Source organism: Mycobacterium sp. AMU20-3851 (assembly GCF_043974665.1).
GTDB lineage: Bacteria > Actinomycetota > Actinomycetes > Mycobacteriales > Mycobacteriaceae > Mycobacterium.
Window position 1 is genome coordinate 4,859,635 of the sequence record NZ_CP146371.1, and the last position, 20,206, is coordinate 4,879,840.

The 20,206-nt window shown below is 66.7% G+C and carries 16 protein-coding genes; 3 read left to right on the forward strand and 13 right to left on the reverse strand.

Annotated elements, in window-relative coordinates; translation table 11 throughout:
• Positions 1 to 7 precede the first annotated feature (7 nt).
• The 4 genes from V4U86_RS23215 to V4U86_RS23230 are packed head-to-tail and all read right to left on the reverse strand — an operon-like array spanning position 8 to position 4,080.
• Positions 8 to 808 (reverse strand): crotonase/enoyl-CoA hydratase family protein, encoded by an 801-nt coding sequence (locus V4U86_RS23215; protein WP_395308221.1) that lies wholly within the window; start codon positions 806 to 808, stop codon positions 8 to 10.
• Entirely contained in the window at positions 805 to 1,566 is a 762-nt protein-coding gene (locus V4U86_RS23220; RefSeq protein WP_395308222.1) for a PaaX family transcriptional regulator C-terminal domain-containing protein, read from the reverse strand. The genes V4U86_RS23215 and V4U86_RS23220 overlap by 4 nt, the downstream gene beginning before the upstream one ends.
• Positions 1,523 to 2,461 (reverse strand): crotonase/enoyl-CoA hydratase family protein, encoded by a 939-nt coding sequence (locus V4U86_RS23225; RefSeq protein ID WP_395308223.1) that lies wholly within the window; start codon positions 2,459 to 2,461, stop codon positions 1,523 to 1,525. The genes V4U86_RS23220 and V4U86_RS23225 overlap by 44 nt, the downstream gene beginning before the upstream one ends.
• Entirely contained in the window at positions 2,458 to 4,080 is a 1,623-nt protein-coding gene (locus V4U86_RS23230; RefSeq protein ID WP_395308224.1) for an acyl-CoA dehydrogenase family protein, read from the reverse strand. The genes V4U86_RS23225 and V4U86_RS23230 overlap by 4 nt, the downstream gene beginning before the upstream one ends.
• Before the next feature lie 62 nt (positions 4,081 to 4,142).
• Between V4U86_RS23230 and V4U86_RS23235 the strand changes: the two genes are divergently transcribed.
• On the forward strand, positions 4,143 to 4,478 hold the full coding sequence (locus tag V4U86_RS23235) for a cupin domain-containing protein (protein WP_395308225.1): 336 nt from the start codon (positions 4,143 to 4,145) through the stop codon (positions 4,476 to 4,478).
• 30 nt (positions 4,479 to 4,508) lie between these two features.
• Here the strand turns inward: V4U86_RS23235 and V4U86_RS23240 are convergent, their stop codons facing one another.
• Together V4U86_RS23240 and V4U86_RS23245 are read right to left on the reverse strand one after the other, a co-directional pair.
• Entirely contained in the window at positions 4,509 to 5,606 is a 1,098-nt protein-coding gene (locus V4U86_RS23240; RefSeq protein ID WP_395308226.1) for a phosphatase PAP2 family protein, read from the reverse strand.
• Between the two features lie 60 nt (positions 5,607 to 5,666).
• On the reverse strand, positions 5,667 to 6,416 hold the full coding sequence (locus V4U86_RS23245; protein ID WP_395308227.1) for a deoxyribonuclease IV: 750 nt from the start codon (positions 6,414 to 6,416) through the stop codon (positions 5,667 to 5,669).
• Positions 6,417 to 6,494: 78 nt separating this feature from the next.
• On the opposite strand from V4U86_RS23245, the gene V4U86_RS23250 reads away from it, so the two are divergent.
• Positions 6,495 to 6,641, forward strand: a complete 147-nt coding sequence (locus V4U86_RS23250) for a hypothetical protein (protein ID WP_168141755.1) — start codon at positions 6,495 to 6,497, stop codon at positions 6,639 to 6,641.
• A 43-nt stretch (positions 6,642 to 6,684) separates the two neighbouring features.
• On the opposite strand, the gene V4U86_RS23255 is transcribed toward V4U86_RS23250, so the two are convergent.
• A complete protein-coding gene (locus V4U86_RS23255) occupies positions 6,685 to 7,656 on the reverse strand; it encodes a calcium/sodium antiporter (protein ID WP_395308228.1) in 972 nt (323 codons plus the stop codon).
• A 128-nt stretch (positions 7,657 to 7,784) separates the two neighbouring features.
• Between V4U86_RS23255 and V4U86_RS23260 the strand changes: the two genes are divergently transcribed.
• Positions 7,785 to 8,189 carry a hypothetical protein gene (locus tag V4U86_RS23260; protein ID WP_395308229.1) on the forward strand — a complete coding sequence of 135 codons (405 nt, stop codon included), beginning with the start codon at positions 7,785 to 7,787 and terminating at the stop codon, positions 8,187 to 8,189.
• Positions 8,190 to 8,311: 122 nt separating this feature from the next.
• On the opposite strand, the gene V4U86_RS23265 is transcribed toward V4U86_RS23260, so the two are convergent.
• The 6 genes from V4U86_RS23265 to rplJ form a co-directional block, all read right to left on the reverse strand.
• Positions 8,312 to 12,265, reverse strand: coding sequence for a DNA-directed RNA polymerase subunit beta' (locus tag V4U86_RS23265; RefSeq protein WP_395308230.1), 3,954 nt, complete (start codon positions 12,263 to 12,265; stop codon positions 8,312 to 8,314).
• A 34-nt stretch (positions 12,266 to 12,299) separates the two neighbouring features.
• Positions 12,300 to 15,794, reverse strand: coding sequence for a DNA-directed RNA polymerase subunit beta (locus V4U86_RS23270; protein WP_395312180.1), 3,495 nt, complete (start codon positions 15,792 to 15,794; stop codon positions 12,300 to 12,302).
• Between the two features lie 226 nt (positions 15,795 to 16,020).
• Positions 16,021 to 17,736, reverse strand: coding sequence for a hypothetical protein (locus V4U86_RS23275; protein WP_395308231.1), 1,716 nt, complete (start codon positions 17,734 to 17,736; stop codon positions 16,021 to 16,023).
• 132 nt (positions 17,737 to 17,868) lie between these two features.
• A complete protein-coding gene (locus V4U86_RS23280; protein ID WP_395308232.1) occupies positions 17,869 to 18,939 on the reverse strand; it encodes an ABC transporter ATP-binding protein in 1,071 nt (356 codons plus the stop codon).
• A 159-nt stretch (positions 18,940 to 19,098) separates the two neighbouring features.
• A complete protein-coding gene (gene rplL, locus V4U86_RS23285) occupies positions 19,099 to 19,488 on the reverse strand; it encodes a 50S ribosomal protein L7/L12 (protein WP_395308233.1) in 390 nt (129 codons plus the stop codon).
• A gap of 36 nt (positions 19,489 to 19,524) precedes the next feature.
• Entirely contained in the window at positions 19,525 to 20,055 is a 531-nt protein-coding gene (gene rplJ / locus V4U86_RS23290; protein WP_395308234.1) for a 50S ribosomal protein L10, read from the reverse strand.
• Between the last annotated feature and the right edge of the window lie 151 nt (positions 20,056 to 20,206).

Below are 20,206 nucleotides of genomic sequence, written 5' to 3' on the forward strand. Positions count from 1 at the left end.
GGGACGTTCAGGCCCCGTGCCGTCCCGCACCGTCGACGAACCGCTGCACTCCGGCGAACAACTCCGGCGCCACCGCAGCCAAACTGGCGAACTCGAAATCCATTGCCGCCTGCTCGGTTTCACCCCACTGGCGCAGCGCCGAGAGTCGGTCGGCCCGCAGGCACAGCTGCGGCGCAGCTGCGAGCTGGGCGGCCAGTTCTTCGGCGGCTATCCGGGCCTGCCCCTTCTCGACCACTCGATTGGCCAGCCCCATCTGCAGTGCCTCCTGCGCGCCCACGGCCCGGCCGGTGAGGATCAGGTCCAGGGCTCGGCTCTGCCCGATCAGTCGCGGCAGCCGGACGGTGCCGCCGTCGATCAGCGGTACCCCCCAGCGCCGGCAGAACACGCCGAACTCCGCGTCCTCCTCGACGATCCGCAGGTCGCACCACAGTGCGAGCTCGAGCCCGCCGGCCACCGCATAGCCACTGACCGCGGCGATGACCGGTTTGGACAGCACCATCCTGGTCGGCCCCATCGGGCCGGGGCCGTCGGGGTGGGTCTGATTGGACTCCGGTGTGCCCAGAGCCTTGAGATCGGCTCCCGCACAGAAGGTTCCATTGTCTCCGTACAGCACTGCAACGGCGGCGGTGTCATCGCGATCGAACTCGTCGAAGGCCGCGAACAGTTCGGCCGCTGCCGGCCCGTTGACCGCGTTGCGCGCCTCCGGCCGGTCCATGATGACGGTCGTCACCGGGCCGTTGCGTTCGACGCGCACCCCGCCGCCGCCACATTCCCGGGTCGCTTCGCTCCAGCCCTCCGAACCGCTCATACCGCCTCCACCTGACTGTCACGCCGCGCGACCAGTTCGGCGGCGAAATCCCGGTAGGCCGACCGGAGCTGTTCCCCAGGCCAGCGCCGCGGCAGCAGTTCCGCCGGCAGTACCGGGTCGGTCAGCAGGTGCCGCACGATCGCGGCGGCCACCACGAAGCGCCCGGGAACATCCGGTGCCTCGGCCATTTCGGCGAGCAACCGGTCCCCCTCTCGCGCCCAGGACGGCAGGTCCCACAGCTGGGTGACCAGACCCGCCGGGTCCTCGTCGCGGCTGCGCAGCGTCCGCACCCTGGCCCGGACGTCCTCGGGCAGCGCCGCATCGAGATTGTCCGGCCGCAGCCACGCGCCTTCTCGTAGTTCACCGAATCGGTTCTGCAGCAGGGTGTTCCGCAGGTCGGCGCGGGTGCGCGCGTCGGCACCCACACTGGTGATCAGCAGGGTCGTCCAGCTGCCGTCCCACGGATGCTCGTGCGGGTCGATCGCGTCGTCCTGGCGGCGCTGCCGGGCCAGCAGCCGGTCCGAAAGTCGGTAACCGTCGGCCGAGCGCACCAGGTCACCGGCTCCTACCATCCGGGTCAGGGCAACCCGCAGCGTCGCATCGCGGATGCCGAAATCCGCTGTCAACGTGGCGAGTTCGGACGACGAGGCCCATGCCGGGTGCGCGCCGAGCAGGACGCTGAGCACCACCGATCGGGCGGTCAGGCGCACCGGATCACACCCCCGAAGCCCGGCGGCCGTAATCGCCGAGCGGTTCATCCCGGTGCCGGACGGCTTCCCGGAATCCGTGTTCGCGGGCGTCGGCGACGAAGGCGTGTCCCTCCGGAGTGTGCCGGGCGATGCCGTCGAACACGGTGCTGACCATCCGGCTGGTGGCCACGCCCTGCTGCAGCAGCGCGGTATTGCAGGCCAGCTTGGCCATGATGAGCTGATTGACCGGCATCGCGGCGATCCGCGCCACCAGGCGTTCGGTCCGCTCGTCGAGGTCCTGCGGTTCGGGCGCCTCCACCGCCAGCCCCCATTCGGCGGCCTGCGCCCCGGTGATGCAATCGCCGGTGAACAGCAGCCTTTTCGCGCGCTGGTCGCCGAGCCGGTGCGCCCACAGACCCGCCGCCGGAACACCCCAGACCCGCATCGGCGGGTATCCGATCTTGGCGTCGGCGGCGGTGATCACCTGGTCGGCGTGCAGCGCGATATCGGTGCCCCCGGCAATGCAGTACCCGTGGATCTTGACCACGGTGGGCTTGTCGCAGTGCATCAGGCTGGAGAACCCGCGCACGAACCGGCTCATCATCTGGTAGTCGATCATGGGATCCCACGGCTGATCAGGCAGGTGATTGACCGCCTGGGTGCGCCCGTCGAGCACGGTGCCCCGCCGGTCGGATCCGGCCGAGGAGCTGCCGTCGGCGTAGGCGCCCAGGTCGAAGCCCGCGCAGAAGCCCTCCCCCGCACCGGATACCAGGATCACGTGCACATTCGGATCCAGGTCGGCGCGCTCCACGCAGGCTGCCAACTCGACCGGGGTGTCTGCGATGATGGCGTTGCCCTTGTCCGGCCGATTGAAGGTGATCCGCGCGACGCGGTCGGTGACCTCGTAGGTCATGGTCTTCAACGGCGGCGTCTTCAACGGCGGCGTCTTCAGCGTGTCGGTCATCCCTTGACCATCGCGCGCTCGATGATCGGCGCCAGGTCGAGTCCGGCCGGCAGCGTGCCGAACGCCCCGCCCCACTGTCCACTCAGTCGGCTGGTCAGGAACGCCTCGGCGACCGCGGGGTGGCCATGGCGCACCAGCAGCGCGCCCTGCAGCGCCAGCGAGATGTCCTCGGCGATCTTGCGGGCCCGGTACTCGACACCGTCGAGATCGCCGAGTTGTGCCTTCAGCGCCCGGACATGGGCGTCCAGTCGCGGATCCTGTGCACGGGCCAATTCGTCGAAGAGCACCTCGATGCATTCCGGCCGGGTGGCCATGGCGCGCAAGGTATCCAGCGCGCTGACGTTGCCCGAACCTTCCCAGATGCCCATCAGCGGCGCCTCCCGGTACAGCCGCGGCATCCCGGAGTCCTCGACGTAGCCGTTGCCTCCCAGGCATTCCATCGCCTCGGCGGCGTGCGGGGTGGCCCGCTTGCACACCCAGTACTTGGCGGCGGCCAGCCCGATCCGGCGCAGCAGCGACTCGCGCTCGTCGCCGCGCACCGCGTGATCGGTGGCGCCGGCCATCCGCATGGCCAGCATGGTCGCCGCCTCGGCTTCCACCGCCAGGTCGGCCAGCACATTGCGCATCAGCGGCTGATCGATCAGGTAGGCGCCGAACGCCTTTCGATGCTGCGCGTGGTGGATGGCACGGGTCAGTCCGCTGCGCATGCTGGTCGCGCTGCCCAGCGTGCAGTCCAGCCGGGTCAGGTTGACCATCTCGATGATGGTCTTCACCCCACGCCCCTCCTCGCCGACCAGCCAGGCCGTCGCCTCGTCGTACTCGACCTCGCTGGAGGCGTTGGCGTGGTTGCCGAGCTTGTCCTTGAGTCGCTGCAGGAACATCCGGTTGCGGGTGCCGTCGGGCAACACGCGCGGCAGGAAGAAGCAGCTCAATCCGTTGGGGGCCTGGGCCAGCACCAGGAACACATCGCACATCGGTGCCGAGGTGAACCACTTGTGCCCGGTCAGGGTGTAGGTGCCGTCCGCGTTGCGGACGGCCTCGGTGGTCCCGGCGCGGACGTCAGAGCCGCCCTGCTTCTCGGTCATCGACATGCCCGCGGTGATCCCGGGCTTGGTGGCGGGCATCTTGAGTTCGGGGTCGTACACCCGGCTGGACAGCAGCGGTTCGTAGGTCGCGGCGAGTTCGGCGTTGTTGCGCAGCGCCGGGACGACGGCGTAGGTCATCGAGATCGGGCAGATGTGCCCAGGCTCTGGTGTCCACACCGAGGTCTTGGCGGCGCGGACGACGTGCGAACCGGTCCGGTCGTCGGCCCACGGGGCGCCGTGCAGACCGTGCGTGACGGCCACGTTCATCAGTTCGTGGTAAGCCGGGTCGAATTCGACCTCGTCGACGCGATGCCCGTACCGGTCGTGGGTGTGCAGCACCGGCCGGTTGCGGTCGGCGAGCTCACCCCAGCGCTGGGCGCGCACCGACCCGCTGAGCGCGCCGAGTTCGGTGACCTCCTCGACGCCCCAGCCACCGCCCTCCCGGACCAGCGCCTCCATCAGCACCGGCGAGGTGGCGGGGTTGTGGTCCAGCAGCGGCGGAACCTGATTGGTGACGACATGGGTTTCGGCCATGACCCACTGTTACACTTTTTCGACAACCGCACAAGATGCGTAACACGGTGCATACTCGTGCGGTGCAGCCCAACACCGCCATCCACGCCGCCGACCTCGCCCTCACCCATGAGCCGGTACCCGCCGGGCAGTCGGTGTCCGGTGATCCGAGCACCGCGGCAACGCAACTCACCGACTTCGGTGGGCATCAGATCGGCGTCTGGGAGATGTCGGTCGGCACCATGACCGACGTCGAAGCCGACGAGGTCTTCGTGGTGCTGTCCGGTTCGGCCCTCGTGGAATTCGCCGATGGCTCCCCTGCACTGCAGCTTCGGGCCGGAGATATCGGCCGCCTCGCGGCCGGGACCGCGACCACGTGGACGGTCACCGAGACGTTGCGCAAGATCTACCTGACATAGAACATGCCGAACCGCGGCCGACCATCCCGGTTATCTGGACGGTGCGATCGGATCCGGGGAGAGAGCGGCCCGTGAGGTCAGCGCGGCCTTGCGCCGCTCATAGGAATGCAGGGCATAGACCACCGCGGCGGCCAGCGCCCAACCCAGCAGGATGTCGATGACGTAGTGCTCGGCGGTGTAGACCAACGTGAACGCCATCACCAGCGGGTAGGCCACCAGCACCGGACGCCACCGGCGGCTCAGCCGGTTCCACAGGAAGGCGGCCAGCGCGGCGGACATGCCCGCGTGCAGGGACGGGATCGCGGCGACCAGGTTGACGCTGGCCTGGCCCTGGTCGAGCAGGGCGGTCGCGGTGTGCAGATCCAACGCCCGCCAGCCGCGGCCGACGATGCGTTCGATCCAGTCGTTGGCGCCGTCCCGGACGCTGTCCATCGCGCCGAGCACACCACCGTCGGGCACCTCGCGCGCCGACCGGAACATGCAGGCCGGACCGGACGGCCCGCCGGCCACGTCCGTGGCGGTGCAGCGCGCCGCCGCCCACGGCGGGGCAGCCGGCACCAAGGTGTAGATCACCAGCCCGGCGATGTTCAAACCGACGAACAGCTGGACGAAACGTTTCCACTCATCGCGGTTGCGCAGCCACAGCACCCCGGCGATGACGTACGGCAGGATGAAAAAGGACATGTAGACCGAACTGATCGCGACCTCCCACAACGGAGGTTCGGGCAGTTTGAGCCGCTCCTGCAGCCACACCGTCGGCATCGTGCCGAAGAACATCGCGCGGTCGACGTCGGCCTGCCAATGCCACAGGGTCGGTCTTCCGACCAGGTCGGCCGCACCCCTGGTCAGGTCGTAGGCGATCAGCAGCAACGCGAAGGGCAGCCAGTCCCGGATCACGTGGAGCATCCGGCGGCCCTGACCGATACTGGCCGCCATCAGCCCGGTGCTGACGTAGACCAGCACCAGTTCGCGGTTGAAGGCGAATCCGTCGGTGACCGTGCGCCACACGACGATCACTGCCCAGACGGTGACCGCTGTGTACCGCAGATAACGCAGGCGCTGCGCACGACGACCGGGGCCCGGCGGCACAGCAACGACGATTGACTGTTCCTCGTCAATCGTGGCCACGAAACGTGAGCCTAGTTCACCTTCCGGACACCAGCTGTTTGCCGCAACGTCGGTGTCGTGTCACAAATTGTCGCGCAGGAAGGCGATGTCATCCTTGCGGCCCTCTTCGGAGGTCTCGCAGATCACCGGGGCATCGGCCGCCTTGACCACGGCGACCAGCAGTTGCGGGTCGATCTGCCCGGTGCCGAAGTTGGCGTGCCGGTCCGCTCCGGAACCGGCGGCGTCGCGGGAGTCATTGCAGTGCACCAAGTCGATGCGGCCGGTGATGGCCTTGACCCGCTCCACGGCATCGATCAGCGCTTCGCCGGCTGCCCAGGCGTGGCAGGTGTCCAGGCAGAAGCCGATGCCCTTGTCGCCGATGTGATCCCACAGCCGGGCGATGGTGTCGAAGTGCCGCGCCATGGCGTGCTCGCCGCCGGCGGTGTTCTCCAGGTACACCGGCACGTCGGTGTTCAGGGCGTCCAGTGCCTTCACCCACCGCTCGAAACCGGCCTCCATGTCGTTGTCGTCGGCGTGCCCACCGTGCACGATGACGGCGGTGGCGCCGATCTCGGCGGCCGCATCGCAGGTGTCCTGCAGGATCTTGCGGGACGGGATGCGGACCCGGTTGTTCGCTGAGGCGACGTTGATCAGGTAGGGCGCGTGCACGTACAGCGGCACGCTGGAGGCCCTGAGCAGCTCCGCGTCCTCCCGCGGCTTGGGTTTCTTCCAGCTCTGCGGATTGCCGAGGAAGAACTGCACCACATCCGCGCCCTCGGCGGTGGCCGCGGCGATCGGGTCTTCGGGATTGACATGGGATCCGATGAGCACGTGGCCAGTCTAGGCGCGGGGTCCGACGCCCCGGCCGGGCTAGGGTGCAGGACGACGATCAAGATCAACGAAAGGCGTGTGGTGGAACCGCAGCAGAACCCGACGTTCGGCCAGAAGGTCAAGATGGGTGCACAGGGCGCCGTCGCGCTGGCACGCAACCCCAAGGCCCTGGTGGCATTGGTGAAGTATCAGCGCGAGGCCCGCAAACAGCGCCGACAGTCCTGATCCGCCGCGGTCTCGGCGCGCCCTCGCGACCGCGCCGAGACCGCTACGACTGGGTGACCAGCAGGAAGGTCAGGTAGGCCAGATACGCGGCGACCATCGCCCCGCCTTCCCCGCGGCTGACCCGCCGGCCGGACACGAAGACCGGGATGCAGACCAATGCGACGGCCACCATGACCGGGATGTCTATCCGGACCAGGCTGGCCGGCAACACCAGCCCCTCGGAGGCCACCACGCAGGTGGCACCCAGGATCAGCAAGATGTTGTAGATGCTGCTGCCGAGCAGGTTGCCGATCGCGATATCGCGGTTACCGCGAATCGTGGAGACCACCGTCGTCACCAACTCCGGCGCGGAGGTGCCGATCGCCACCACGGTCAGCCCGATCAGCACATCGGAGACGCCGAAGCTGCGCGCCATGCCCACCGCGCCGTCGACCAACCAGTCCGCGCCGATCACCACCACCGCGATCCCGCCGACCATCATGGCCACGTGCAGCGGGGTCCGGGTGCGCACCGCGACCTCGCCGGCCGGGTATTCCTCGTCGTATTCGCGGATCACAGTGGGGGTTTCGCGACGGGTCAGCCGGATCACCGCGACGGTGTAGGCCACCGCGCCGGCCACCAGGATGATCCCGTCGACACGGCTCAGCCGGCCGTCGAGCGAGAGCACCAGCATCAGTACCGCCGCGCCGGCCATCACCGGCAGTTCGAAGCGCAGGGTGCGGGCGGCCATCGCGAGCGGGACGAGTAGCGCGCTCAACCCGAGGATCAACAGCAGATTGACGACGTTGGTGCCGGCGATGTTGCCCACCGCAAGCGCTCCGCTGCCCTCGCCGACGGCGACCACGCCGACCGCGAGCTCCGGCAGACTCGTGCCGATCGAGACGACGGTCAGGCCGATCACGATGGGGCTGATGCCCAGTCGCGCCGCGACTTCCGCGCCACCGCGGACCATGATCTCGGCGCCGAAGATCAATGCCACCAAGCCCGCCAGGAACCAGGCCGCGTCGATCATCATCGCGACGAGCCTAACCGAACGGCCGAACGTGCATTCCGGCCCGGGCCGCGCCGGATATCGCCGCACGCCATCCCCTCCCCCGCGCGGTCGCCGCGATCGACGCACTCGCCAACAGGACGAGGCTGGACATGGCGGCCGTCGAGAAGCTGATGACCCGCTACCCGGGCCGGCGCGGCAACCGAAACGTCGGCCCCGCAATCGATCTCGTCGATGCCGGGGCGCAATCTCCGCGCGAGACCTGGCTGCGCCTGCTCGTCATCGGGGCAGGATATCCGCGCCCGCAGACCCAGATCGGCGTCCGTGATCAGTACGGCTACGAGTTCGCGCACATCGACCTCGGCTGGCAGGACCGCAAGATCGGGTTGGAGTACGAGGGCAGGCACCACCAGAGCGACCCGTTCACCTACGAGCGCGATATCCCGCGACTGGAGCGGTTGATTCAACTCGGCGGGATCATCATCCGGGTCACCGCCGCCGACAACGAGGACAGCGTCCTGGCCCGCCTTGCCCCGGCCTGGAATTCGCGAACGTGAATTCCGTGCGGCGGAACCGGGGAAAGCACGGACGGAATACACGTTCGCGGAGGATGTGCCAACGAAAAAGACCCCAGGACAAGGTCCTGGGGTCTTTTTCGTACTGAAACTAGCGGTCGGTCTTACCGGTAGTCCGAGTACCCGTAATCGTCCAGCGGCACGGCAGCGCCGGTGCTCTGGCCGAAGTCCGGGCTGTAGTACTGATCCTCGTAGGACGGGATCGTGTACGCCGCGGCGCGGGCTTCCTCGGTCGGGTTGACCTGGATGTCCCGGTAGCGGGCGATACCGGTACCGGCCGGGATCAGCTTGCCGATGATCACGTTCTCCTTCAGACCCATCAGCTTGTCGCTGCGGCAGTTGATCGCCGCATCGGTCAGCACGCGAGTGGTCTCCTGGAACGACGCCGCCGACAGCCACGAATCGGTGGCCAGCGACGCCTTGGTGATACCCATCAGCACCGGACGGCCGGCCGCGGGCTCGTTGCCCTCGGCGACGACCCGACGGTTCTCCGACTCGAACTCGCTGCGCTCGGTCAGCGACCCGGGCAGGAATTCCGTTGCGCCCGAATCGATGATCGTCACGCGGCGCAGCATCTGCCGAACGATGACCTCGATGTGCTTGTCGTGGATCGACACGCCCTGGGCCCGGTAGACCTCCTGGACCTCCTTGACGAGGTGGATCTGCACCTCGCGCGGGCCCTGCACACGCAGCACCTCGTGCGGATCGGCAGCACCTTCCATGAGCTGCTGGCCGACCTCGACGTGGTCTCCGTCGGAGAGCAGACGCTCGGTGCCGTCCTCGTGCTTGAACACCTTCAGGCGCTGGCGACGGGTCAGCTTGTCGTAGACGACTTCCTCGCCACCATCGTCGGGAACGATGGTGATCTTGTAGAACTTGTCGGTCTCCTCCAGCTGCACCCGGCCGGTGACATCGGCGATCGGGGCACGGTTCTTCGGCACGCGGGCCTCGAACAGCTCCTGCACACGCGGCAGACCACCGACGATGTCGGCGCCACCGGTGACACCACCCTGGTGGAAGGTACGCATGGTCAGCTGCGTACCGGGCTCACCGATGGACTGCGCGGCGACGATACCGACGGCCTCGCCGATGTCGACGAGCTTGCCGGTCGCCATCGAGCGGCCGTAGCACATGGCGCAGACACCGGTGCCCGTGGTGCAGGTCAGCACGGAGCGAACCTTCACCTCGGTGATGCCGGCGGCCAGCAGCGCGTCGATGGCCGGGTCACCCAGGTCATGTCCGCGTGCGACAACAACATTGCCGCTCTCGTCCACCGCGTCGGTGGCCAGCGTGCGGGCATAGGCCGAGGTCTCGATGTGCTGATCGCGCACCAGCGAGCCGTCGTCCTGCTTCTCGGCGAGGGTGACGGTGATACCGCGCTCGGTCTCACAGTCGGTCTCGCGCACGATGACGTCCTGCGACACGTCCACCAGACGACGGGTCAGGTAACCCGAGTCGGCGGTACGCAGAGCGGTGTCGGCCAGACCCTTACGGGCACCGTGGGTGTTGATGAAGTACTCCAGCACGGTCAGGCCCTCACGGAACGAGGACTTGATCGGACGCGGGATGTACTCACCCTTCGGGTTGGTCACCAGACCCTTCATGCCCGCGAGCGTGCGGGTCTGGGTGATGTTGCCCGTGGCGCCGGACTTCACGATCGTGATGATCGGGTTGTCCGCCGGGTAGTACTCCTCCAGCGCCTTACCCACCTCTTCGGTGGCCTGCTGCCAGATCTTCACCAGCTCGCCGTTGCGCTCGTCGTGGTTGAGCTTGCCGCGCTGGTACTGCTTCTCGATGCTGTCGGCCTCGGCCTCGTAGCGCTCGAGGATCTCCTGCTTCTGCGGCGGCACGAGCACGTCGGCCATCGAGACGGTGACACCCGAACGGGTGGCCCAGTGGAAGCCGGCGTCCTTGAGCTTGTCCACGGTCTGCGCGACGACGATCATCGGGTAACGCTCGGCGAGATCGTTGATGATCGCGGCCTGCGCCTTCTTGAACATCTGCGCGTTGACGAACGGGTAGCCCTTGGGCAGCAGCTCGTTGAAGAGCACGCGGCCCAGCGTGGTGTCCGCGATCCAGGCGTCGCCGAAGTTCCAGCCCTCGGGGAAGCGCTCGGCCTCGATGTCGGCCGGCGGACGCTGGGTGGTCAGCCGCACCTTGATCTTGGCGCGCACGCTCAGCGCACCGCGGTCGAAGGCCATGATGGCCTCGGCCGGGCTGCTGTAAACGCCGGTCTCCGGGACATCCTTGGCGGCCGGGGTGTATTCGCCTGTGTCACCGTCGATCTCGGTGGTCAGGAAGTACAGACCGGTCACCATGTCCAGACGCGGCATGGCCAGCGGGCGGCCCGACGCGGGAGACAGGATGTTGTTGGAAGACAGCATCAGGATGCGGGCCTCGGCCTGCGCCTCCGCGGACAGCGGCAGGTGCACGGCCATCTGGTCACCGTCGAAGTCGGCGTTGAACGCCTCACACACCAGCGGGTGCAGCTGGATGGCCTTGCCCTCCACCAGCTGCGGCTCGAAGGCCTGGATACCCAGGCGGTGCAGCGTAGGTGCCCGGTTCAGCAGCACCGGGTGCTCGCCGATGACCTCTTCGAGGACATCCCACACCTGGGGACGCTGGCGTTCCACCATGCGCTTGGCGCTCTTGATGTTCTGCGCGTGGTTCAGGTCGACCAGACGCTTCATCACGAACGGCTTGAACAGCTCGAGTGCCATCAGCTTCGGCAGACCACACTGGTGCAGCTTCAGCTGCGGGCCGACCACGATGACCGAACGGCCCGAGTAGTCGACACGCTTACCGAGCAGGTTCTGCCGGAAGCGGCCCTGCTTGCCCTTGAGCAGATCGGACAGCGACTTGAGCGGACGGTTGCCCGGTCCGGTGACCGGACGGCCGCGCCGGCCGTTGTCGAACAGCGCGTCCACCGACTCCTGAAGCATGCGCTTCTCGTTGTTGACGATGATCTCGGGCGCACCCAGATCGATCAGTCGCTTAAGCCGGTTGTTGCGGTTGATGACGCGGCGGTACAGGTCATTCAGGTCGGAGGTCGCGAAGCGGCCACCGTCGAGCTGAACCATCGGGCGCAGCTCCGGCGGGATCACCGGAACGGCGTCGAGCACCATGCCCATCGGCGAGTTGCGGTTCATCTGGAACGCCGCAACGACCTTGAGGCGCTTGAGCGCACGCAGCTTCTTCTGGCCCTTGCCGTTCTTGATGGTGTCGCGCAGCGACTCGGCCTCGGCGTCGATGTCGAAGGTCTCGATGAGCTTCTTGATCGACTCGGCGCCCATGGCGCCCTCGAAGTACTCGCCGTAGCGGTCGACGAGCTCGCGGTAGAGCACCTCGTCCACGATGAGCTGCTTGGGAGCCAGCTTGGTGAAGGTGGTCCAGATCTCGTCGAGCCGGTCCAGCTCGCGCTGGGCACGGTCACGCAGCTGACGCATCTCGCGCTCGCCGCCGTCACGCACCTTGCGGCGCACGTCGGACTTGGCGCCTTCCTTCTCCAGCTCGGCCAGGTCGGCTTCGAGCTTCTGGGCGCGCGCCTCCAGGTCGGCGTCGCGCTGATCCTCGACGGCCTTCTTCTCGACGACCATCTCGGCTTCCAGCGTGGACAGCTCGTTGTGGCGCATGTCGTTGTCGACCGCGGTGATCACGTAGGCCGCGAAGTAGATGATCTTTTCCAGATCCTTCGGGGCCAGGTCGAGCAGGTAGCCCAGGCGCGACGGGACGCCCTTGAAGTACCAGATGTGCGTGACGGGTGCGGCCAGCTCGATGTGGCCCATCCGCTCACGGCGCACCTTGGCGCGGGTCACCTCGACGCCGCAGCGCTCACAGATGATGCCCTTGAAGCGCACGCGCTTGTACTTGCCGCAGTAGCACTCCCAGTCGCGAGTAGGTCCGAAGATCTTCTCGCAGAACAGGCCGTCCTTTTCGGGCTTGAGCGTGCGGTAGTTGATGGTCTCCGGCTTCTTGACCTCGCCGTAGGACCAGTTGCGGATGTCGTCCGCGGTCGCGAGACCGATGCGGAGTTCATCGAAGAAGTTGACGTCTAGCACGTAACTCCCTTTCCCCTCTCGGGATTAGTGATTTTCAGGCGAGATCTTCGACAGAGGCGGATTCGTTGCGCGACAGGTTGATTCCCAGGTTCGCGGCAGCGCGCTCCAGGTCCTCGTCGTCACCGTCACGCATTTCGATCGCCGCGCCGTCCGAGGACAGCACCTCAACATTCAGGCAGAGCGACTGCAGCTCCTTGAGCAACACCTTGAAGGACTCGGGGATACCGGGTTCGGGGATGTTCTCGCCCTTGACGATCGCCTCGTACACCTTGACGCGACCCACCGTGTCGTCGGACTTGATGGTGAGCAGTTCCTGCAGGGTGTAGGCGGCGCCGTAGGCCTGCATGGCCCAACATTCCATCTCGCCGAAACGCTGACCACCGAACTGCGCCTTACCACCGAGCGGCTGCTGGGTGATCATCGAGTACGGGCCGGTCGAACGCGCGTGGATCTTGTCGTCGACCAGGTGGTGCAGCTTCAGGATGTACATGTAGCCGACCGTCACCGGGTACGGGAACGGCTCGCCGGAACGACCGTCGAACAGCTCGGCCTTGCCCTGCGCGTTGACCATGACGTCACCGTCGCGGTTCGGCAGCGTCGAGCCGAGCAGGCCCTCCAGCTCCTTCTCCTGGGCACCGTCGAACACCGGGGTGGCCACGATGCTGTCTGCGGGCGCGGACTGCATGCCCTCGGGCAGGTTGGCCGCCCACTCCGGGCTGCCCTCGATGTTCCAGCCGGCCTTGGCAACCCACCCGAGGTGGGTCTCCAGGATCTGACCGATGTTCATACGACGGGGCACACCGTGGGTGTTCAGGATGATGTCCACCGGGGTGCCGTCGGGCATGAACGGCATGTCCTCGACGGGCAGGATCTTGCCGATGACGCCCTTGTTGCCGTGGCGTCCGGCGAGCTTGTCGCCATCGGAGATCTTGCGCTTCTGGGCCACGTACACGCGGACCAGCTCGTTGACGCCGGCGGGCAGCTCGTCGTCGTCCTCGCGGGAAAACACCCGGATGCCGATGACCTTGCCGGACTCACCGTGGGGCACCTTCAGCGAGGTGTCGCGGACCTCGCGGGCCTTCTCACCGAAGATGGCACGCAGCAGGCGCTCCTCCGGGGTCAGCTCGGTCTCGCCCTTCGGGGTGACCTTGCCGACCAGGATGTCGCCGTCGCGGACCTCGGCGCCGATACGGATGATGCCGCGCTCGTCGAGATCGGCCAGCACCTCGTCGGAGACGTTCGGGATGTCCCGGGTGATCTCCTCGGCGCCCAGCTTGGTGTCGCGGGCATCGATCTCGTGCTCTTCGATGTGGATCGAGGTGAGCACGTCCTCTTCGACCAGACGGTTCGAGAGGATGATCGCGTCCTCGTAGTTGTGACCCTCCCACGGCATGACGGCCACGAGCAGGTTCTTGCCCAGGGCCATCTCACCGTTCTCGGTGCACGGACCGTCGGCCAGGACCTGACCGGCCTCGACGCGCTGTCCGGTGTCCACGATCGGGCGCTGGTTGGCGCACGTGCCGTGGTTGGACCGGGCGAACTTGCGCATCCGGTAGGTCTGGCGGCTGCCGTCGTCGGCCATCACGGTGATGTAGTCGGCCGAAACCTCTTCGATCACACCGGTCTTGTCGGCGACGATGACGTCACCGGCGTCGATGGCGGCACGCAGTTCCATACCGGTACCGACCAGCGGGGCCTCGCTGCGGACCAGCGGAACCGCCTGGCGCTGCATGTTGGCACCCATCAGGGCACGGTTGGCGTCGTCGTGCTCGAGGAACGGGATCATCGCGGTCGCGACCGACACCATCTGGCGCGGCGAGACGTCCATGTAGTCCACGTCGGTGGCGGCGACGAACTCGACCTCGCCACCCTTACGACGAACCAGGATGCGGTCCTCGACGAAACGGTTGTCGCCGTCGATCGGCGAGTTGGCCTGCGCCACGATGTGGCGGTCCTCTTCGTCGGCGGTCAGGTAGTCGATCTGGTCGGTGACGACCCCGTCGACGACCTTGCGGTACGGCGTCTCGATGAAGCCGAACGGGTTGACCCGGGCGTACACCGACAGCGAACCGATCAGACCGATGTTCGGACCCTCAGGGGTCTCGATCGGGCACATCCGGCCGTAGTGGCTGGAGTGCACGTCGCGGACCTCAAGGCCGGCGCGCTCACGGGACAGACCGCCGGGGCCCAGCGCCGACAGGCGGCGCTTGTGGGTCAGACCCGACAGCGGGTTGTTCTGGTCCATGAACTGCGACAGCTGGCTGGTGCCGAAGAACTCCTTGATCGCCGCCACGACGGGACGGATGTTGATCAGGGTCTGCGGGGTGATCGCCTCGACGTCCTGAGTGGTCATCCGCTCGCGGACGACGCGCTCCATGCGGGACAGGCCGACCCGAATCTGGTTCTGGATCAGCTCGCCGACGGTGCGCAGACGACGGTTACCGAAGTGGTCGATGTCGTCGACCTCGACGGGTACTTCAACACCACCGGGCGCCGTCATGACCGTCTGGCCCTCGTGCAGGCGCACCAGGTACTCGATCGTCGCGACGACGTCCTCTTCGGTCAGCGTCGAATTGGTGATCGGCTGGCCGGCGTTGAGCCCCAGCTTCTTGTTGACCTTGTAACGGCCGACACGAGCCAGGTCGTAGCGCTTCTCCTTGAAGAACAGGTTCTCCAGCAGGGTCTGCGCGGACTCCTTGGTCGGCGGCTCGCCCGGGCGCAGCTTCCGGTAGATGTCCAGCAGCGCCTCATCAGTGCCGGCGGTGTTGTCCTTCTCCAGCGTGCCCATCATGATCTCGGAGAAGCCGAAGCGCTCGGTGATCTGCTCGTTGGTCCAGCCGAGGGCCTTCAGCAGCACGGTGACCGGCTGGCGACGCTTGCGGTCGATACGCACACCGACGGTGTCGCGCTTGTCGACGTCGAACTCCAGCCACGCGCCGCGGCCCGGGATGACCTTGACGCTGTGCAGGTCCTTCTCGGTGGCCTTGTCGATGGACGAGTCGAAGTACACGCCCGGCGAACGGACCAGCTGGCTCACCACGACACGCTCGGTGCCGTTGATGATGAAGGTGCCCTTCTCCGTCATCATCGGGAAGTCACCCATGAAGACCGTCTGGCTCTTGATCTCACCGGTGTTGTTGTTGATGAACTCCGCGGTGACGAACAGCGGCGCCGCGTACGTCATGTCCTTGTCTTTGCACTCGTCCACCGGCGCCTTGACTTCGTCGAAGCGCGGGTCGGAGAAGCTCAGCGACATCGAGCCGGAAAAATCCTCGATGGGCGACAGTTCGGCAAGTACTTCTTCCAAGCCGCCGACGGGGTTCACATCGCCGCGGTCGATCGCCTTCGTGCGCCACCGGTCCGAGCCGACCAACCACTCGAAAGAGTCGGTCTGAACGTCGAGTAGCCCCGGAACCTCGAGGGGCTCACGGAGCTTGGCGAAGGAAATTCGGTTTGGCGCCCCTGGTACGGAGCTATTAGTGGAATCTGACTTGCTCTGGCTCGAGACTGCCAAGATGCACCCTTCCAGCTATATCTGCATCGGTTCGGCTGGCATTCTCAAGCCCGGAAGCCTTCCGGGCACACGGCACGGTTCTAGATCGCTGAGCAGGGCTCAGGCTAGGACCACGGTGTCAGTGCGATGAAGGGTGGGCAGGATGCAGCCAGCGCAACGTCCAACGATAGCGCACGACGCAACATTCCTCAACCACCGCACGTGGGAGTAAACCAAGCGCTGGCCGGCAACTCGATTCTTCTCACCCCTCCGTACATTGCTGCCCAACAGACTGGCCCGTTTGCCTCCGTCCGTCAAGAGATAAGGCCGTGTCGGCTGTGGAATTTCGGCCCGCGAGCAGTGGTCCAGCATCGTTGAGGGCCGAAACGGGATCCACCGCACAGTTGCCGCTGAAGTTACGCAGGAACACCGTCGACTCGATCATCGCCTTCAGAATCCGGTCGATGATGGTCAGCCGCGGCGCCGGGCCGGGGATCACGTAGGCCCGGACTGTCCCCTTGGACGTGTCGAAGTCGATGACCTCGCCGCGCTCGCCGTAGTAATCGCTGGTGACGATGTCGCCGAACCAGTCCGAGATCCAGGCTTGGGCCAGCACTTGGACGGCCTCGACGTTCTGGCGCTGCGAGAAACCGAACGCCAACCCCACCACGAACTCGCCCAGACCGTTGGACGACTGCCAGGCATCAGCGTGCACGCCGCCGATCAGCCGGAGCCCGACGAAGCCCGGCCGGATCTCCCCCAGCACTTTGTCCATATCGCCGTAGCTGTTCAATATGCCGGGCGCCGCCGAAATGTGGTGCACCGGGATGTCCAGCGGGATGCTTCGGACACCGCGTTCGACCGCCCCGCCCACCGGCGAGGTGTCCAGCAGCAGGACCCCGGCCAGGTCATGGACGCGGTCCGGATCGGCGTCCCTGGCGTAGAAGCCCGCAGCGCCTGCGGCCAGTTGACCGCCCTCCGAGTGCCCGGCGATGACGAACCGCCGCGGCAGTTCGCCGGCCCATCCGGCGGCCAGGGCGCTGGCGGTGAGCGCGCTGCGGTCATCGAGGAAGAGCTTGGCCACTGCGGCGTGCATCTGATCGCCGCCGAGCTGGCAACCGGCGCATTCGAAGAAGTTCGAGGTGATCGACGGTGCGACGACGATGGCGTTGTTGCGCACGGCCAGATCGGCCGCGGTGACGTTGTACAGCCCCGCGCGGGCGAATCCGCCGTGCTGGAAGTAGATCACCTTGTCCGGGGTGGTCTCGGTCGGGAAGTACCAGTCGGCCTCGACGGTGCGGCCGTTGCCGCAGTCCAGTTCGAGCGGCGTCCGCGCTACCCGCACGGCACGACCGGGCGGTACCGCGGGCGGGCCCTCGAACAGTCTCACGATGTTGTCGAACACCTTGAAGAAGAGGGTGCCGACGATGTTGATCAGATTCGGCCGGGCCGCGGTGGCGGCGGGCTGGGCCGCAGCGGCCGGAAGTGGTTCGGGGGCCGCGACGGTGTCGATGCCCGAGGATGCGGCGGCGACCTGCGCTTCGGCCACCCGGGCGACCTCACGCGTCTGACGTTGCAGCGCCGGTCGCTCGGTGACGTGTTCGACGGCTGTCTCTTCGGGCTCCGCGACGGCGGCGCGGGTGGCACGGAGCCGGTCACCCTTGCGTGGCTTCGCTTCGACGCTGCCCGGTTCGTCGGCTGGGGTTTCGGCGGGGGTCTCGGCGCCCTCATCCTCGGCTGGGGCCTCGGGTTCGGCGGGCTCGTTGGTATCCGGTTCTTGGGTGTCCGGTTGGGTGTCGGAGTCCTTATCTGACTCGTCGGGGCCGGACTCTGTTCTCTCGGACGTCCTGGTGTCCGCGGCGCCCGAATCGGTATCGGCGTGCGCGGTACCGGCCGGCGTCAATGCCGTCATCGGCACGACCGCGAACCCGAGAGCCAACACCCCGATCCCTAGCCACCGCGACACTTTGCTGCTCATCGTCTGATCCCCTCCCCCAGCAGGGAGGTTACAAGTCACACGTATGGCCTACCGGCGTTTCAGCGAACTCGTGTCCGCACAGCAAAAAGACCGCCCGGGCCGAGGCCCGAACGGTCTTCCCGCAGTCTGCGTCTACTCCTGGGTGACCGGGATGGACGTCGTGGGGGTGTCGTCCTCGTGGTGCTGGCGCGCGACGTGCCCGGGCTCGTGCACCGCGTACTGGTGGGTGCCTTCCAGGTCGTCGCGGATGGCCTCCTGCGCGGCCGGCGGCAGGGTGTGCAGGATTTCGCGCACCCGAGCCTGCCGGCGCGCGACGCCCTTGCGCTCGGGCATGCCCGGAGTCGCCGAGAGCTGCGGGGGCACGCCCTCGATCTCCTCGACACCACCGTCGTGCTGGCCCTGCTCGAGCATGGCCTGCTCGGCGGCCGCGGTGGCCTCGTCCTTCTCCTCCGACATACCGATCGGACCGATCCGGCGGCCGTTGAGGAACTGCTTGACCACCGGCTCCTCCGAGGTGAGCAGCACCTCGCGGGGACCGAACATGACCAGCTTCTTGCGGAACAGCATGCCGATGTTGTCGGGCACGGTGCGGGCGATGTTGATGTTGTGCGTCACGATCAGCACCGTCGCGTCGATCTGGGCGTTGATGTCGATCAGCAGCTGGGACAGGTAGGCGGTACGGACCGGGTCCAGACCGGAGTCCGGCTCGTCGCACAGGATGATCTGCGGGTCCAGCACCAGGGCGCGGGCCAGACCGGCGCGCTTGCGCATACCGCCGGATATCTCACCGGGGAATTTGTGCCCGTCGTTGGGCATACCGACGAGCTCGAGCTTCTCCATCACGATGTTGCGGATCTCGGACTCGGACTTCTTGGTGTGCTCGCGCAGCGGGAAGGCCGTGTTGTCGTAGATGTTCATCGACCCGAACAACGCGCCGTCCTGGAACAGCACACCGAACAGGGTGCGGATCTCGTAGAGCTCCTTGGCCGAACACTCCAGGATGTTGGTGCCGTCGATAACGATGGAGCCCCGCTCCGGGCGCAGCAGACCGATCAGCGACTTCAGGAACACCGACTTACCGGTACCGGACGGGCCCAGCAGCACGCTGACCTCACCGGCGGGAATCGACATCGTGACGTCTTCCCAGATCTTCGACGATCCGAACGATTTACTCAGATTGGACACGTCGATTTGGACGCCCATACAAATTCCTTCCGGCTAACGGCCCCACCACGCCACGTGCTTGCCCTGCCTGTGGCTTGAGTCACTGTAGCGCACGCCCGTTTTCAGCAACACCGAAGTCTCGGCAAACGACAGTGGGCCGGGTCGAATTTCGACCCGGCCCACTGTGCGTGGAGCAAATTACTTGACGGTGACCGAAGCGCCGGCAGCCTCGAGCTTGGCCTTGGCGTCCTCGGCGGCTTCCTTGTTGACCTTCTCCAGCAGCGGCTTGGGGGCGCTGTCGACGAGGTCCTTGGCTTCCTTCAGGCCCAGGCCGGAGACGATCTCGCGGACGACCTTGATGACGCCGATCTTCTTGTCGCCGGCACCCTCGAGGATGACGTCGAATTCGCTCTGCTCTTCGGCGGCCTCAGCGGCACCACCGGCGGCGGGGCCGGCAGCGGCCACGGCGACGGGAGCGGCGGCGGTGACGTCGAAGGTCTCCTCGAACTGCTTCACGAACTCAGAGAGCTCCAGCAGGGTCATTTCCTTGAACGCGTCGAGCAATTCTTCGGTGGACAGCTTTGCCATGGTGATTCCTTATCTGTGACTTGGTGGGGTGGTATCTCAGGCAGCCGAGTCTTCGGCGGCCTTCTTGTCTTGCAGAGCTGCGGCCAGGCGGGCGACCTGGGACGCGGGCGCCACGAACAGCGCTGCGGCCTGGGACTGCTTCGCCTTCAGTGCGCCGGCCAGCTTGGACAGCAGGACCTCGCGCGACTCGAGGTCCGCAATGCGGTTGACCTCGTCGACGGAAAGTGCCTTTCCGTCCATGTAGCCGCCCTTGACGATCAGGGCCTTGTTGTCCTTGGCGAACTTCTTGATCGCCTTGGCGGCATCGACGGGCTCGCCGTTGATGAACGCGATGGCGGTCGGGCCGGTGAAGAGGTCGTCCAGACCCTCGATGCCGGCCTCGGTCGCGGCACGCTTCACCAGGGTGTTCTTGGCGACGGTGTACGTCGTGCCCGCACCCAGGGACCTGCGCAGCTCGGCAAGATTGGTCACCGTCAGGCCGCGGTACTCGGTGACGACGGTGGCCGTCGCCTCCTTGAACTTCTCGGCGATGTCGGCGACCGCGGTGGCCTTGTCAGCCTTGGCCATGCTTGCCTCCTCGTAATGGTTTGGACCATCGGGCGGAGGGCCTCGAGAGAAGGGCCGGGAAAAGACGAACGCCCCGACGCAGACAGGTCGGGGCGCGCAAGAATGCTTCTACCTCGTCCTCCTGCGTGGGCCGCCCGGATGATCTCCGGAC

What these genes read in the sequence shown, in the direction of transcription:
- V4U86_RS23215 (WP_395308221.1), bottom strand. Translation starts at nt 808, where the DNA reads ATGAGCGGTTCGGAGGGCTGGAGCGAAGCGACCCGGGAATGTGGCGGC.
- V4U86_RS23220 (WP_395308222.1), bottom strand. Translation starts at nt 1,566, where the DNA reads ATGAACCGCTCGGCGATTACGGCCGCCGGGCTTCGGGGGTGTGATCCG.
- V4U86_RS23225 (WP_395308223.1), bottom strand. Translation starts at nt 2,461, where the DNA reads ATGACCGACACGCTGAAGACGCCGCCGTTGAAGACGCCGCCGTTGAAG.
- V4U86_RS23230 (WP_395308224.1), bottom strand. Translation starts at nt 4,080, where the DNA reads ATGGCCGAAACCCATGTCGTCACCAATCAGGTTCCGCCGCTGCTGGAC.
- V4U86_RS23255 (WP_395308228.1), bottom strand. Translation starts at nt 7,656, where the DNA reads ATGATGATCGACGCGGCCTGGTTCCTGGCGGGCTTGGTGGCATTGATC.
- V4U86_RS23260 (WP_395308229.1), top strand. Translation starts at nt 7,785, where the DNA reads ATGGCGGCCGTCGAGAAGCTGATGACCCGCTACCCGGGCCGGCGCGGC.
- V4U86_RS23275 (WP_395308231.1), bottom strand. Translation starts at nt 17,736, where the DNA reads ATGAGCAGCAAAGTGTCGCGGTGGCTAGGGATCGGGGTGTTGGCTCTC.
- V4U86_RS23280 (WP_395308232.1), bottom strand. Translation starts at nt 18,939, where the DNA reads ATGGGCGTCCAAATCGACGTGTCCAATCTGAGTAAATCGTTCGGATCG.
- rplL (WP_395308233.1), bottom strand. Translation starts at nt 19,488, where the DNA reads ATGGCAAAGCTGTCCACCGAAGAATTGCTCGACGCGTTCAAGGAAATG.
- rplJ (WP_395308234.1), bottom strand. Translation starts at nt 20,055, where the DNA reads ATGGCCAAGGCTGACAAGGCCACCGCGGTCGCCGACATCGCCGAGAAG.